The organism is Streptomyces sp. NPDC102402, assembly GCF_044765765.1.
In the GTDB taxonomy this organism is placed as follows: Bacteria; Actinomycetota; Actinomycetes; order Streptomycetales; family Streptomycetaceae; genus Streptomyces.
This window is the reverse complement of sequence record NZ_JBIWKR010000011.1, coordinates 1-14,389: the sequence shown is the minus strand read 5'-3', so window position 1 is coordinate 14,389 and position 14,389 is coordinate 1. Positions and strand designations below refer to the sequence as shown.

Here is a 14,389-nt window from a genome sequence, read left to right as displayed (position 1 = left end):
GAGCACGTACGGGCGTTACGCGCTGAGCGCCTCGTCGTCGCCGAGGTCGCGCATCTCCTCGACCTGCCGCACCAGATCCTCGGCCAGCCACCGCCACATTCCGGCGTATCCACGGGCCAGCTGGGCGACGGATTCCTTGCAGTGCGCGGGTACGGTCTCGGTGATCTTCTGCCGGTCCAGGGTGATCAGTGTGCACACGTCGAGCAGGCGCAGAAGGGATCGTCCGGACATGTTGTGCCGCAGGGAGGGATCGCGGGCCAGCATGCCGGTGATCTTCCTGACGTCCTCCAGCGCCGTGCGCAGCGACGCCTCGTCGGCCGGAGCGCGTCCGGCCGGCACCGGATCTCCGGCGGATCGGGCGCCCGGCTGACGCGTCGGGTGGGATGCTTCCGCGGGCCGGACCGCGCGCCCCCGTACGCCGCTCGGTACCGGACTCTCGCCGCGCTGGATCCGGTCCCGCACGTCGGCCACGGTCGCCGGAGCGAGTCCTACCTCTGCCGCGATCTGCCGCAGAGAGGAGCCGGGACTGCTCCGGAGCAGCTCGCCGGCTCGTTCACGCCGTCGTGCGGAATCGATGGGTCGGACCCGGCCGTCACGCCCCACCCGGGAGTCCGACTGAGGCAGGACCAAGTCCTTTCGCAGCCGCGCGATCTTCTTCGGGGAGAGTCCGGCGACCGCAGCGACCGCGCGGTCGGACCAACGCGGATGCGCGGCGAAGATGCGCACCGCTGCGGCCGACCGGTCGGCCGCGGACAAGGGTCGCCCGTGGATTACGTTGGCCGCCACGGCGAGGAGCAGGGCGTCGGCCTGGTCACCGTCGAAGAACCGCACCGCGATGCGGTCCATGCCCAAGAGTTCGGCCACCCGCAGGCGGTGGGCGCCGTCGATGACCGTCATGCTCGCGCGGTGCACGAGGATGGGAGGGAGGTCGTCGGCGTTCTCGGCGAGGATCTGGATGTGTTCGGCGTCCTCGCCGTCAACCCGCGGGGAGAACCCCGTCCGTAGTTGGATGACCGGGACCTGCTCGATGGGCAACGCCTGGGTGAGGGACTGCAGCTTGATCAGATAATCGGAGTCTGCTCGCTCCGCGACCATTTCCATTTCGTGAATCCCATCAGATCCGAAATTGGCCGGTTTCACTGCCATCCGTGGTCGTTCTCACTCGCCAAAGGCGTTTCCGTGCCGTCTGCCTGCACATGAACTTCCACGCCGTGGGGTCTGGCACTCTGGATCTGCGCCGCAACCCCGGCACCCGTCGCAATAACACTGGCCACAATTGCACTGCGAAGGACATTGCGCAGAATCGGGTGGGTCATCGGATGCTCCATCTCCTGGACCGGATCTCGTTGATGGAGAAGAGACTGCCGTCGGTTCGTGGAGAGGGAAAGCGGGTAGCGGGGAGGTAAACTGGCCATGACCTAATCCGTCCACCGTACCCTCGGGGCTCGCAAAAGGATCTTGCCGACTTGCCCCGGTCCGGCGTGACGATGTGATGAGCCGGCCGTGGATCGTGGACGATGACTTGTGGGCACGGATCGAACCGCAGCTCCCGCCCTGGCCAGAACGGTCGCCAGGGCCCGAACCGGCAGATGGCCGGCTGTGCCTGCGGGGCATCCTGCTCCGGCTCGCTTTGAGCTGTGCTGGGCCACTCCGTGGATGGACGACGCCAACCGGTGGAAACCGCCGGCCCCCCGGGCTCCCGCACCACGCCAAGATCATTGAGGGACAGCCCGTGGGGAAGGCTCGCTGGAGATCCTGTTACGAGCTCTCAGGGCGGACCCGGTTCGAGATCCGGTCTGAACAACGGGCTCTCGGCCCGCACCGGCTCCCAGTCCTGCAGCTCCACGAGCCCGGAGCTGGCGTGGTGCCACAGAGTACGGGCCGCGGCCTCGGCCTCCAGGAGTGACTCGGTCCGCACGTAGAAGGCGACGACCGGATGCGGGAGCGCGTGCGGGTGCACGCTCGCGTGCTCGAAGCCGTGCAGGCCTGTGCAGAGCAGGGTTATCGACTTGGCGGTGGAGTCGGGTATTTCCGCCTCGGACCGGCGCGGCCGGAGGGTCACATGGACGAGAAACATGGATGCGCTTCTCCTTCGAATTCTCGGTTCCGATGGCTTGAGTGTGGGCCGCCGGGCGGCGGCAGCCCCGGTCGGCAGGGGGCGGCCTGGCAGTACACAGGGTGGGTCATCTGAATTGATATGAACCAAACTATGCCCAAAACGGGCACCTTCTTGCCTCGTTCAGACGCGACGCGTAGATTAGAATTGGCCAATTTATGAGTCGTCGGGGTGGGGACAATGGTTGATGGTGAATTGGTGCATGGCCTTATGGGCTCGCTCGGCCTGGAGCCGATTGCCGAGTCCGTCTACAGCGCTCTGCTGGAGGGGGTGGAGGGTGTCGTCGATATCTGCCTCCGGCTGAGCCTGCCGGAGCATGTCGTCCGAGATGCGCTCGACCGGCTGAGCGCGCTGGCCCTCGTGCGTGCGTCGGCCGAATCCCCTCACCGCGTGTATGCGGTCAGCCCGCGGCGGGGCATGGATGTCCTGATTGCGCGTCAGCGCTCCGAACTCGCCGCGCACCAGCAGAGATTGGAGGCGGCCCAAGCGGCTGCGGCCACGTTCATCCTGGCCTACGAGGAGCGCCGGCTGCCCGGAGCCTCCGAGGCGGAGGTCGAGTATCTGTCCGGGCTGGACGCCATACGCGACCACTTGGCGGTCATGAATGGTCAGGTTGCCGAAGAGCTTCTCACTTTCGCACCGGGTGGCCCGCAAAAGCCCGCAAACATGGAGGCGTCCCGGCCTCTCAATCAGCAATTGCTGCAGCGTGGCGTGCAGATGCGGACCGTCTATCTGGACAGTATTCGCAGCGACCGGCCGACGATAGACCATGCGCGCTGGCTGATCGAGCAAGGGTGCAAAGTCCGTACCGTCCCGTCGCTGCCGAACCGGATGATCATCTACGACCGCAAGTCCGTGGTGATCGCCGTCAATGCCGACGACACCGCGGCCGGTGCCGTTCGCGTAAGCGCACCGGGCATGGTGGCCGCCCTGCATTCACTTTTTGAGAGGGTGTGGCAGTCCGCGGAGTCGCTTGAGGCACCCGTGCTCCCGGCTCCGGGACAGCTGACTGGCCAACAGGCCGAAGTTGTGCGGCTGTTGGCACGCGGCCACACCGATGAGGCTATCGCCAAGCGCCTCGGGGTGTCACCGCGCACCGCTCGCCGGATCACGTCGGGCCTGATGACCCAGCTCGGCGCGCGCAGCCGTTTCCAGGCGGGAGTGCTCGCCATCCAGCTGGGGTTCCTCCCGCTGAGTGCCGACTGACCCGCAAACACGGGTCGCAGCGGGCCGCCCCGGCGAAGGGCCCCGTGTCCGCGCGGACTGTCCAACTGATTCCCGGAGTCACTTGAGCGATTCACGCAATGAGAGCTGGACACAGGGCTTTTCGTCGGGCCGTGCGCGAAGCCCGCAAAGACCAATGCGCGTTGACGCTCCTCTTCGTTTCTGGTCTGGTGGCCCACAACACCAGCAGATCTCCGATTCTCGCTCATTCGAATTCCTCGGAGATTCTTCCCAGCCGGGCCACCCTCTGCTCCTGTGTTTGCAGGGCATTGCCCCGACCATGATGTGGAGTGGTACCAGATGCATGATGCGCCATCCCTTCATGGGCGGTTCCAGCAACAAGCCGCGCGTACGCCGGGCGCTGTCGCGGTGTGTTCTCGGGGGCGTGAACTGACCTACCGGGAGCTGGACCGGCGTTCCGGCGCGCTGGCGCACGTCCTGAGGGACCTCGGAGTGGTCCGGGAGATACCGGTCGCCGTGCTGACCGATCGCGGTGTGGACATCGCGGTGGCCCTTCTGGGGGTGCTCAAGGCCGGCGGTTGCTATGTGCCCCTGCACAGAGGGCAACCGGTGGAACGGATGGAACGAATCCTTCGCGAGACCGGGGCCCGCGTCCTGCTGGCCGACGCGGTGACTACCGCTCAGGAGCTTCCGGGGGGCGATATCACCGTGGTCCCGGTCGACGGACCGGATGTCCCCGGGGCCGCGTCCGTGTCGACGGCGGTGTGCTCGACGGACCAACTGGCGTACGTCATGTTCACTTCCGGCTCCACCGGCACACCCAAGGGCGTCGCTGTCAGCCACCGCAACGTTCTCGACCTGGTGGACGACTCCTTGTTCGGCACCGGGCACCACGAGCGCGTCCTGATGATCGCCCCGTACGCGTTCGACGCCTCCCTGCACGGCCTGTGGATGCCCCTGCTGCGCGGTGCCACGTCCGTCATCGCCGCCGACGACGATGTGTCCGCGCCCCGGCTGCGCGCACTGTTCGGCGAGGAGAGGATCACCAGCCTGGAGATGACCGCCGGTCTGCTGCGGACCATCGCCGAGTCCGATCCCGAGACCTTCCGCGGGCTGCGCGAGGTGTCCACGGGCGGCGACGTGATCTCCCCGGTCGCGGTGCGGCGGATTCTGGAATCCTGTCCCGGAACGGTGGTTCGCGCCACGTACGGACCCACCGAGACCACCCTGTACGCCACCCAGCACGCCTACACGGATGCCTCCCGGGTCGCCGGTGAGATCGCCATGGGGCGCCCCCTGGACGGCATGCGCGCACACGTCCTGGACGAGCGGTTGACCCCGGCCGAGGCCGACGCACCCGGCGAGCTGTGCATCGCCGGGGCGGGGCTGGCCCGCGGCTACCTGCGCCGCCCCGGGCTCACCGCCGAGCGCTTCGTCCCCGATCCCGACGGGCCGGCCGGCAGCCGGATGTACCGCACCGGTGACATCGTGCGCCGGGGCGCGGACGGTGTCCTCCACTTCCTCGGTCGTGCCGACGGCCAGGTCAAGATCCGTGGCTTCCGGGTCGAGCCGGGCGAGGTCGAAACCGTCATGTCGACGTTCCCAGGACTCGACCAGGTCGTGGTCACGGCCCGCGAGGCCGATGGCGGCAAGCGCCTGGTGGCGTACTGCGTGGGCGTCGGTGCCGTCCGCACCGACGCGCTGCGCGCCCATGCCGCGGCCGCCCTGCCCGACTACATGGTCCCGGCTGCGTTCGTGGCGCTGGACGCCCTTCCTCTCACGCCGCACGGAAAGATCGACCACCAGGCCCTGCCCGCCCCGCAGTTCACCACGAGCACCGCCTACCGCGCCCCGCGGTCCGAGGACGAGGGCAGGCTCTGCGCGGTCTTCGCGGAGGTTCTCGGCGTCGAACGAGTGGGCGTGGACGACAGCTTCTTCGACCTCGGCGGCCACTCCCTCCTCGCCACCCGGCTGATCGGTGAGTTGCGGGCCGCCTTCGGTACGGAGGTGTCCGTCCGGCAGATCTTCGGCGCTCCCACGGTCACCGCGCTGCTCCCTCTCCTTCGGGGACAGGCCTCCGCTCCCGGCCGGCCACGGCTCGTCCGGAACCCGCGGCCGGCCCGCGTCCCGCTGTCCGCCGCCCAGCACCGGATGTGGTTCCTGGAACAGTGGGACGGACCCTCGCCGCTCTACCACCTGCCCGTCGTCCTGCACCTGGACGGTGACGTGGACCGGGACGCGCTGCGCGAAGCGGTCCGGGACGTGATCGTCCGGCACGAGAGTCTGCGCACCGTCGTGGGTGAGGAGGCCGGCGAGCCCCACCAGGTGGTTCTCGCCCCGGAGGATGTGCGTCCCGCCTTGCGCGTCAGACACGTCCACGCCGCGGAACTCGACGCCGCGCTGCGCGAGTCCGGCCGCCGGCCCTTCGACCTGCGGGCCGACATGCCCCTGCGGGCGGAGCTGTTCGTCCTGGACGAGCGTCGGCACGTGTTGCTGCTGACGCTGCACCACATCGCCTCGGACGGCTGGTCCAAGGCCCCGCTCAGCCGCGATCTCGCCATCGCCTACACGGCGAGGCGCGCCGGCGAAGCCCCACACTGGGCGGGCCTGCCCGTGCAGTACGCCGACTACACACTGTGGCGGCACTCCCTCCTCGGTGACCCGCGGAACGCGGACAGCCTTGCCGCGCGTCAACTCGCCCATTGGAAACGTGCTCTGTCCGGTGTGCCGGACGAACTGGCGCTGCCCTTCGACCGGCCGCGCCCGGCGGACAGCGAGCACCGGGGTGCCGCGCTACCGATCCGCTTTGATGGTGAACTCCAGTCAGCAGTAGTCGAGTTGGCGCGCAGCAATGGCGCCACGCCGTTCATGGTCCTCCAAGCAGGGCTGGCCGTGCTGCTGCACGAACTCGGTGCCGGGGAGGACATCCCCGTGGGGACCGTGGTGGCCGGTCGCGGCGAGGCGGCACTCGACGACCTGGTCGGCTTCTTCGCCAACACGGTCGTCCTGCGGACGGACCTGTCGGGTGCCCCCTCCTTCACCGAAGTGCTCGCTCGGGTGCGGGAGGCCACCCTGGACGCGTACGCCCACCAGGAGGTGCCCTTCGAGCAGGTCGTGGGAGCGGTCAACCCGCCCCGGTCCCTGTCCCGGCACCCGTTGTTCCAGGTCATGCTCGTCCTGCAGAACGTCGCGGGCTATGAGTTCACCGTGCCCGGCCTCGATGTCTCGGTGGTCGAGGAGGCTACGTCGACCGCGAAGTTCGATCTGCTCATCAGCCTCACGGAGCAGTACGACGACCGGCACCGCCCGCTCGGCGTCACCGGCTATCTCGAGTACGACACCGCGCTCTTCGACGCGTCGACGGCGGAACGCGTCCGCGACCGGTTCGCCGCACTGCTCGCGACGGTCGTGGCCGACCCGGGACACCACAGCACGGGGGCGGGCCTTACCGCACCGGCCTGACCGGCGCCGCCCACACGCGTACGCCGCCCCGCGCCGCGGCCGCCCACGGGAAGAAACTCATCAGAACTCAGGGGAGCCCATGCCTGGAATCGCTGTGTCCACCGAGACCCGCCCACGGGACTGGCTGGAGAAGGCAGAGCTGCACGGCAGTGTCTCCGAGCCGGTGCTCGACACCATGAACTTTCTCAACGACATAACCCATCGGTACCCGGACGCGATCTCGTTCGCCCCCGGGCGTCCCTGTGACCCCTCCTTCGACACCGAGCAGGTGATCGGCCACGTCCGCCGGTATCTGAACCACCTGGCGGAGCGGGGAGGGTCTCCGGACGACCTGCGCACCGCGTTGTACCAGTACGGGCCGACGGCGGGGCTGATCCGAGACATCATCGCCGACTCGCTGCGCGTGGACGAGAACATGGACGTGCCGGCCGAGTCGATCCTGGTGACCGTCGGCGCCCAGGAGGCCTTGCTCCTGGTCCTGCGCGCGCTCATCGCGGACCCCGACGACGTCCTGCTGGTCTCCAGCCCCTGCTACGTAGGGATCACCGGCGCGGCCCGGCTGCTCGACGTACGCGTCCGCCCGGTGGAAGAGCGCGAGGACGGGTTCAGCGCCGCCGATCTGGAGGCCGCGGTGCGTGAGGAGTTGGCGGGCGGCCGCCGCCCGCGCGCGTTCTACGTCGTGCCCGACCACTCCAATCCCTCCGGTGCCACCATGGGAGCACAGGCCCGGGAGGACCTGCTGAGGCTTGCCGAGCGCTACGACTTCCTGATCCTGGAGGACAGCCCGTACCGGCTGGTGAGTCCCGGAGCACCGCTGCCCACCCTGAAGTCCCTGGACCGGGCCCGCAGGGTCGTGCACGTGGGCTCGTACTCCAAGACGGTCTTTCCCGGTGCCCGGGTCGGATTCGTCGTCGCCGACCAGCGCGTCCGTGACGCCGACGGCGGTGAACAACTGCTGGCCGCCGAGCTCACCAAGATCAAGAGTATGGTCACGGTCAACACCTCCCCGCTCGGCCAGGCGGCGGTGGCCGGCGCCCTGCTCGGCGCTCAGGGCCGGCTGTCGCAGCTCAACGCAGGGGCGGCCGTGCGCTACGGCGACGCGATGCGGGAGATGCTGCGGCAGCTCGACACCCGGCTTCCCGAGGCGCGACGCACAGCCCTCGGGGTGAGCTGGAACGAGCCGACCGGAGGCTTCTTCCTCACCCTGCGGGTCCCCTTCAAGGTGGGCAGCGAGCAACTGGCTCTCTGTGCACAGGACTTCGGCGTCATTTGGACGCCGATGACGCACTTTCATCCCGGCGCCGGAGGCGATCACGCCATCCGGCTGTCGACCAGCTCTCTGACGCCGGCCGAGATCCATGAGGGCATCGCGCGGCTCGTGCGTTTCGTCGAGGCGCAGTGCGCGGCGCTCTGACCGGCCCGGACAGCGCAGTACCCCAGCGAGAGAGGACATGCACGTGACCGACCCGAACCGGTGCCGTCGACCGCGGAGCAAGCCGCGTATGTGGGGGTGGATGTTCCGATGATCCTGGCATCCGCACTGCGGCCCCGCGCCCTGGGCGTGGGGACGGCGGTGCCAACCGCTTCGTACACCCAGGAGGAGGTGCTCGACACCTTCGCGATCACCGACCCCAAGATCCGTTCGGTGTTCCTCAACAGCGCCATCGAGCGCCGCCACCTGACGCTCCCGCCGCCCGACGGCGCGGGCGGCCGGGTCCACGAGGCCCAGGGCGACCTCCTTGACAAGCACAAGGCCCAGGCCATCGGGATGGGGGCCGAGGCGCTGCTCGCCTGCCTCAAGCGGGCCGGGGCCGAGCTCTCCGATCTGCGTCACCTGTGCTGTGTGACGTCCACCGGGCTGCTCACTCCGGGACTGAGCGCCCTGCTCATCAAGGAGCTGGGAATCGACCGGCACTGCAGTCGCTCCGACATCGTGGGCATGGGCTGCAACGCAGGGCTCAACGCGCTGGGCGTCGTCTCCGGCTGGGCCGTCGCCCACCCCGGCGAGCTGGCCGTCGTGCTCTGTGCGGAGGCGTGTTCCGCCGCCTACGCCATGGACTCCACCATGCGTACCGCAGTGGTCAACAGCCTGTTCGGCGACGGGGCTGCAGCGCTCGCGATCCGTTCGGGGCACGCCCCGGACGAGACGGTTGTCGTCGAAGGACCGCAGATCCTGAAGTTCGCCAGTTGCCTGATCCCGGACGCCATTGACGCCATGCGCTACGACTGGGACCGGGATCTGGGCCGGTTCAGCTTCTACCTGGACCCGCAGGTTCCGTACGTGGTCGGTGCCCATGCCGAACTGGCTGTGAACAGGCTCCTCGACGGGACGGGCCTACGGCGCAGCGACATCGCCCACTGGCTGGTGCACTCCGGCGGCAAGAAGGTCATCGACGCCGTCGCAGTCAACCTGAGGCTGACGAAGCACGATGTACGGCACACCGTCGGTGTCCTGCGCGACTACGGAAACGTGTCGAGCGGATCCTTCCTGTTCTCGTACGAACGGCTCCTGGACGAGGGGGTCGCCCAGCGCGGCGAGTACGGCGTGCTGATGACGATGGGTCCTGGTTCGACGATCGAAACGGCGCTGGTCCAGTGGTGAATGCGGAGGACGTTGTGGAAGAAGCACTGACTCTGGTGATCGACGGCACCGAACCGCCGTCGGCGGTGACGGCCGCGACCGTGCAGGCGTTCTGTGACATGGCGGAGGACCGGGCGGGTGCCGGTGCCGTGGTGCTACGGGTCAGCGGGGCCCCGGCCGAGGGGTGGACCAGCGGCCTCGACGTGACTGCGGTCAGCAAGTGGGAACGCGCGCTACGACGGTTGGAGAGGCTCGCGCGGGCCACGGTGGTCGTGGCGTCCGGCGACTGCGGTGGCGCGGCCCTCGACGTCTTCCTCGCCTGCGACATCCGGGCGGTCACGCCTGACGCCCGGCTGCTGGTGGCCAGGGACGCCGCCGCGACCTGGCCGGGGATGGCCGGATACCGGCTCGTCCAGCTGGGCGGGGCCGCCCGGGTCCGCCGCGCGCTGTTGTTCGGAGAGCCCATCGACGCGGCCACGGCGCTGCGGATCGGCGTCGCCGATGAACTGACCGAGGACCCCGAGGGTGCGCTCGCGGCCGCAGTGGCGCTGGTGGGCGCGCTGGTGGGCGATGAGATAGCCGTCCGAAGGCAGTTGCACTTCGACGCCGCGACGACGAGCTTCGACGAGGCGCTCGGCTCTCACCTCGCCGCATGCGACCGGGTGCTGCGCGAGCCGGTGGAGGTGGCGTCGTGACCGTGCAACTCTGGTCCGCGGTGCGGGCGACGGCCGCACATGTCGACAAGCTGGTGGCAGCGCTGCCCGAACCCGGCGCACGACTGCCCGGCGAACGGGCGGAGATCGCCGCGGCGAAGGACGCCGCCCGCACGATGCGCACGCGCTTCCTGCGGGCGCAGGCCGACGCAGTGTACGACCGTCTGACGGACGGCCGCACCAAGGGACTGCGGATCGCGGAACTCGTCGAGGCCGCTGCCGCGGAGTTCCCCGGGCTGGTGCCGACGGCCGAGCAGCTCGCCGCCGACCGCAGCCGCCGGCAGGCGGACAAGGAAGGGTACGAGATCGACCAGGGTATCTTTCTGCGCGCCATCTTGGGCTCGCCCAGGGCCGGCGAGCACCTGCTCGACACGATGCTCCGCCCCACCCCCCGCGCGCTGCGGCTGCTGCCCGAATTCCTGCGCACGGGTGTTCTGGAGACCGAGTCGGTTCGGGTCGAACGGCGGGACGGCGCGGCATACCTCACGATGTGCCGCGACGACTGCCTGAACGCCGAGGACAACCAGCAGGTCGACGACATGGAGACCGCAGTCGACCTCGTCCTCCTCGATCCACAGGTGAAGGTGGGGGTGCTGCGCGGCGGCACGATGACCCACCCGCGCTACCGGGGCCGACGGGTGTTCAGCGCGGGCATCAACCTCAAGAGCCTGCACGCCGGGGACATCTCTCTGGTGGGTTTCCTGCTGCAGCGTGAGATCGGGTACATCCACAAGCTCGTCCGGGGGATACGGACCGACGACGCGCCCTGGCACTCGCCCGCGGTGGAGAAGCCGTGGGTGGCGGCCGTCGAGACCTTCGCCATCGGCGGCGGGACACAGCTGCTGTTCGCCTTCGACCACGTCCTGTGCGCGTCGGACGCCTACCTCAGCCTGCCGGCCGCCCGGGAGGGCATCGTGCCCGGAGCCGGCAACTTCCGTCTCGGCCGGGCCACCGGCCCCCGGATAGCGCGGCAGGTCATCCTCCAGGGCCGGCGGATTCAGGCCTCAGAGCCCGACGCCCGGCTGCTGATCGACGAGGTGGTGGAGCCGGAGGAGATGGACGAGGCCGTGGCCCGCGCCGTCGACCGGCTGCGCGGCCCGGCAGTGGTGCCCAACCGCAGAATGCTGAACCTCGCCGAGGAGCCGCTGGACGAATTCCGCCGCTACATGAGCGAGTTCGCCCTCCAGCAGGCTCTGCGCCTCTACGGCGAGGACGTCATCAGCAAGGTGGGCCGGTTCGTGGAGGAGGCGCGGCCAACATGTCTTGTGCCGTCCTGACCTGCGTCGTGCCTCGTGCTCGCGCTCGCCGCGCGGGCACTCGGCCCGGACCCCCAGGGGGAAAGAGGTGCCGGGGTGGCCGGGATGACGGTTCGGCCCGGGGCCGGGGAGGGGGGTGCCACCGTCTGGCTGACCGGTCTGCGGAGTGCGGGCAAGTCGACCATCGCGGCCGCGGCGGCGGAGCGGCTGCGGGCGGCAGGGCGCCGGGTGGAAGTGCTGGACGGGGACGAGATGCGCGGCTTCCTTTCCGCCGGGCTCGGCTTCTCCCGCGCGGACCGGCACACCAACGTGACCCGCATCGGCTTCGTCGCCGAGCTGCTCGCCTCCCACGGCGTGCTCGTTCCTGCACCGGTCATCGCGCCGCACGCCGAGAGCCGGGCAGCGGTGCGCCGGCACCACGAATCGTCCGGCACGCCGTACCTGGAGGTGCACGTGGCCACGCCGGTGGAGGTGTGCGCCGGCCGGGACGTGAAGGGCCTGTACGCCCGGCAGGCTGCCGGCGGGCTGACCGGGCTCAGCGGGGTGGACGACCCCTACGACGTGCCGACCGGCCCGGATGCGCGCATCGCGGCCCACCGGGAGAGCGTGGACGAGTCGGTGGGGGCACTGCTGTACCTGTTGAAGAGAAGGGGCATCACATGACGTCGTCGAGCGCACTGGCTGAGGCCGAGGCCGAGAAGGCGGGCGGGCCGGACGCCCTCACCCACCTCGACGCCCTCGAGTCCGAGGCGGTGCACATCCTCCGTGAGGTGGCGGGGGAGTTCGAGAAGCCGGTGATCCTGTTCTCCGGCGGCAAGGACTCCATCGTGATGCTGCACCTGGCCATGAAGGCGTTCACCCCCGCGCCGGTGCCGTTTCCCCTGCTGCACGTCGACACCGGGCACAATTTCCCCGAGGTGATCGAGCACCGCGACCGGATCGTGGCGAAGCACGGGCTGGGCCTGCACGTCGCGTCGGTGCAGGAGTTCATCGACCGGGGACTGCTGCGCGAGCGTCCGGACGGGACGCGCAATCCGCTGCAGACGGTGCCGTTGGTCCACGCCATCCGCGAGCACCGGTTCGACGCGGTCTTCGGCGGCGGCCGCCGCGACGAGGAGAAGGCCCGGGCCAAGGAGCGCGTCTTCTCCCTCCGTGACGAGTTCTCGCAGTGGGACCCGCGCCGCCAGCGCCCCGAGCTGTGGCAGCTGTACAACGGCCGCCACGCCCCTGGCGAGCACGTCCGAGTCTTCCCGCTGTCCAATTGGACCGAGCTGGACGTGTGGCAGTACATCGCCCGCGAGCACATCGAGCTGCCGGAGATCTACTTCGCCCACCGGCGCGAGGTGTTCTGCCGCAACGGCATGTGGCTGACCGCAGGCGAGTGGGGCGGCCCGAAGGCCGGGGAGACCGTCGAGAAGCGCCAGGTGCGCTACCGCACCGTCGGCGACATCTCCTGCACGGGCGCCGTCGACTCCCACGCCACGACCATCGACGAGGTCATCGCGGAGATCGCCGCGTCCCGCCTCACCGAGCGCGGCGCCACCCGCGCCGACGACAAGATGTCCGAGGCCGCCATGGAAGACCGTAAGCGAGAAGGGTACTTCTAGCCATGACCATCACCGTCGAACGGACCGCGGCCTCCACCGAGATCACGCTGCTGCGCCTGGCGACCGCGGGGTCGGTGGACGACGGCAAGTCGACGCTCGTCGGCCGTCTGCTGCACGACTCCAAGTCGGTCCTCTCCGACCAGCTAAAGTCCATCTCCCGCACCGGCACCCCGGACCTTGCGCTGCTCACCGACGGTCTGCGCGCCGAGCGCGAGCAGGGCATCACCATCGACGTCGCGTACCGCTACTTCGCGACCCCGCGCCGCCGGTTCGTCCTCGCGGACACCCCGGGGCACGTGCAGTACACGCGGAACATGGTCACCGGCGCCTCCACCGCCGAGCTGACGATCGTTCTCGTCGACGCGCGCCACGGCATCGTCGAGCAGACCCGGCGGCACGCGGCCATCGCCGCACTGCTGCGCGTCCCGCACGTCGTCCTCGCCGTCAACAAGATGGATCTCGTCGGCTACGCGGAGAAGGCCTTCGCCGCCGTCGCCGACGAGTTCACCGCCTACGCCACCCGGCTGGGCGTGCCCGCGGTCACCGCCATCCCCGTCTCGGCGCTGCACGGCGACAACGTCGTGGAGGCCGGGACGCACATGGACTGGTACGAGGGGCCCACCGTGCTGGAGCACCTGGAGACGGTCCCGTCCGGTCACGGGCCGACTGTGCGTCTCGCGCGCCTCCCGGTCCAGTACGTCATCCGCCCGCAGACTTCCGAACACCCCGACTACCGCGGTTACGCCGGTCAGATAGCGGCCGGCTCCTTCCACGTCGGCCAGGAGGTCACCGTGCTGCCGTCGGGCCGTACGACGACCGTCGCCGGTATCGATGTGCTCGGCGAGAGCGTCGGGAGGGCCCGGGCTCCGCAGTCGGTGTCGCTGCGGCTGGCCGACCAGGTGGACGTCTCCCGCGGAGACCTGATCGCCCCCGCGGCGTCCGCGCCCCGCGTCACCCAGGACATCAGGGCGATGGTCTGCCAGGTCGCCGACCGGCCGCTCTTGCCGGGCGCACGCGTCCTGCTCAAGCACGGCGCTCGTACGGTCACGGCGATGGTCAGGGACATCGCGTCCCGGCTCGCGCTGGACAGCTTGGCCCTGCACCCCGCGCCCGGCTCCCTCGTCACCAACGAAATCGGGCACGTGGTGATCCGCACGGCCGAGGCACTGCCCATCGACGACTACGCCGACTGTCGCCGCACCGGGTCCTTCCTGCTCATCGATCCCGCCGACGGCAGCACACTCGCCGCCGGCATGGCCGGCCGTGCCTTCGCCGAACGGGCCGGAGGGCCCCGAACGCCCCACGACGAGCGGGATGGGGCCCGCTGAACCGCGCGGAAGCAGGATACGGACAGAGGTGTGGGGGGGGGGGGGGGGGGGGGGGGGGGCCCCCCCCCGGGCGGGGGGGGGGGGGGGGGGGGGGGGGGGGGGCGCCCCCGCCCCCGGGGGGGGGGGGGGGGGGGGGGCGGC

The 14,389-nt window shown here is 69.9% G+C and carries 12 protein-coding genes; 9 read left to right on the top strand and 3 right to left on the bottom strand.

Going from position 1 to position 14,389, the window contains the following annotated elements:
- Positions 1-15: 15 nt before the first annotated feature.
- The 3 genes from ACIRJR_RS27050 to ACIRJR_RS27040 form a co-directional block, all read right to left on the bottom strand.
- Positions 16-1,101, bottom strand: a complete 1,086-nt coding sequence (locus tag ACIRJR_RS27050) for a ParB N-terminal domain-containing protein (RefSeq protein WP_403785200.1) — start codon at positions 1,099-1,101, stop codon at positions 16-18.
- 35 nt (positions 1,102-1,136) lie between these two features.
- On the bottom strand, positions 1,137-1,316 hold the full coding sequence (locus tag ACIRJR_RS27045; RefSeq protein WP_403785197.1) for a hypothetical protein: 180 nt from the start codon (positions 1,314-1,316) through the stop codon (positions 1,137-1,139).
- Between the two features lie 452 nt (positions 1,317-1,768).
- The gene (locus tag ACIRJR_RS27040; RefSeq protein WP_403785195.1) at positions 1,769-2,077 is read right to left on the bottom strand and encodes a hypothetical protein; all 309 of its coding nucleotides are present in this window, start codon (positions 2,075-2,077) and stop codon (positions 1,769-1,771) included.
- A 219-nt stretch (positions 2,078-2,296) separates the two neighbouring features.
- On the opposite strand from ACIRJR_RS27040, the gene ACIRJR_RS27035 reads away from it, so the two are divergent.
- The 9 genes from ACIRJR_RS27035 (at position 2,297) to ACIRJR_RS26995 (ending at position 14,248) form a co-directional block, all read left to right on the top strand.
- Complete coding sequence (locus ACIRJR_RS27035) at positions 2,297-3,322, top strand: helix-turn-helix domain-containing protein (RefSeq protein WP_403785192.1); 1,026 nt, start codon at positions 2,297-2,299, stop codon at positions 3,320-3,322.
- 318 nt (positions 3,323-3,640) lie between these two features.
- Positions 3,641-6,763: an amino acid adenylation domain-containing protein gene (locus ACIRJR_RS27030; RefSeq protein WP_403785189.1), complete on the top strand. Its 3,123-nt coding sequence runs from the start codon at positions 3,641-3,643 to the stop codon at positions 6,761-6,763.
- Positions 6,764-6,842: 79 nt separating this feature from the next.
- A complete protein-coding gene (locus ACIRJR_RS27025; RefSeq protein WP_403785187.1) occupies positions 6,843-8,177 on the top strand; it encodes a PLP-dependent aminotransferase family protein in 1,335 nt (444 codons plus the stop codon).
- A gap of 108 nt (positions 8,178-8,285) precedes the next feature.
- Complete coding sequence (gene dpgA, locus ACIRJR_RS27020) at positions 8,286-9,365, top strand: 3,5-dihydroxyphenylacetyl-CoA synthase DpgA (RefSeq protein WP_403785185.1); 1,080 nt, start codon at positions 8,286-8,288, stop codon at positions 9,363-9,365.
- Between the two features lie 14 nt (positions 9,366-9,379).
- A complete protein-coding gene (gene dpgB / locus ACIRJR_RS27015; RefSeq protein WP_403785182.1) occupies positions 9,380-10,039 on the top strand; it encodes an enoyl-CoA-hydratase DpgB in 660 nt (219 codons plus the stop codon).
- The gene (gene dpgC / locus ACIRJR_RS27010; RefSeq protein WP_403785180.1) at positions 10,036-11,334 is read left to right on the top strand and encodes a (3,5-dihydroxyphenyl)acetyl-CoA 1,2-dioxygenase DpgC; all 1,299 of its coding nucleotides are present in this window, start codon (positions 10,036-10,038) and stop codon (positions 11,332-11,334) included. The genes dpgB and dpgC overlap by 4 nt, the downstream gene beginning before the upstream one ends.
- Before the next feature lie 84 nt (positions 11,335-11,418).
- The gene (gene cysC, locus ACIRJR_RS27005) at positions 11,419-11,976 is read left to right on the top strand and encodes an adenylyl-sulfate kinase (protein WP_403785177.1); all 558 of its coding nucleotides are present in this window, start codon (positions 11,419-11,421) and stop codon (positions 11,974-11,976) included.
- A complete protein-coding gene (gene cysD, locus ACIRJR_RS27000) occupies positions 11,973-12,920 on the top strand; it encodes a sulfate adenylyltransferase subunit CysD (protein ID WP_403785173.1) in 948 nt (315 codons plus the stop codon). The genes cysC and cysD overlap by 4 nt, the downstream gene beginning before the upstream one ends.
- Before the next feature lie 2 nt (positions 12,921-12,922).
- Complete coding sequence (locus ACIRJR_RS26995; protein ID WP_403785171.1) at positions 12,923-14,248, top strand: sulfate adenylyltransferase subunit 1; 1,326 nt, start codon at positions 12,923-12,925, stop codon at positions 14,246-14,248.
- Positions 14,249-14,389 lie beyond the last annotated feature (141 nt).

Bases quoted from the DNA above. Each gene is read 5' to 3' on its own strand.
- ACIRJR_RS27050 (WP_403785200.1), bottom strand. From the start codon at position 1,101: ATGGAAATGGTCGCGGAGCGAGCAGACTCCGATTATCTGATCAAGCTG.
- ACIRJR_RS27045 (WP_403785197.1), bottom strand. From the start codon at position 1,316: ATGACCCACCCGATTCTGCGCAATGTCCTTCGCAGTGCAATTGTGGCC.
- ACIRJR_RS27040 (WP_403785195.1), bottom strand. From the start codon at position 2,077: ATGTTTCTCGTCCATGTGACCCTCCGGCCGCGCCGGTCCGAGGCGGAA.
- ACIRJR_RS27035 (WP_403785192.1), top strand. From the start codon at position 2,297: ATGGTTGATGGTGAATTGGTGCATGGCCTTATGGGCTCGCTCGGCCTG.
- ACIRJR_RS27030 (WP_403785189.1), top strand. From the start codon at position 3,641: ATGCATGATGCGCCATCCCTTCATGGGCGGTTCCAGCAACAAGCCGCG.
- ACIRJR_RS27025 (WP_403785187.1), top strand. From the start codon at position 6,843: ATGCCTGGAATCGCTGTGTCCACCGAGACCCGCCCACGGGACTGGCTG.
- dpgA (WP_403785185.1), top strand. From the start codon at position 8,286: ATGATCCTGGCATCCGCACTGCGGCCCCGCGCCCTGGGCGTGGGGACG.
- cysC (WP_403785177.1), top strand. From the start codon at position 11,419: ATGACGGTTCGGCCCGGGGCCGGGGAGGGGGGTGCCACCGTCTGGCTG.
- cysD (WP_403785173.1), top strand. From the start codon at position 11,973: ATGACGTCGTCGAGCGCACTGGCTGAGGCCGAGGCCGAGAAGGCGGGC.
- ACIRJR_RS26995 (WP_403785171.1), top strand. From the start codon at position 12,923: ATGACCATCACCGTCGAACGGACCGCGGCCTCCACCGAGATCACGCTG.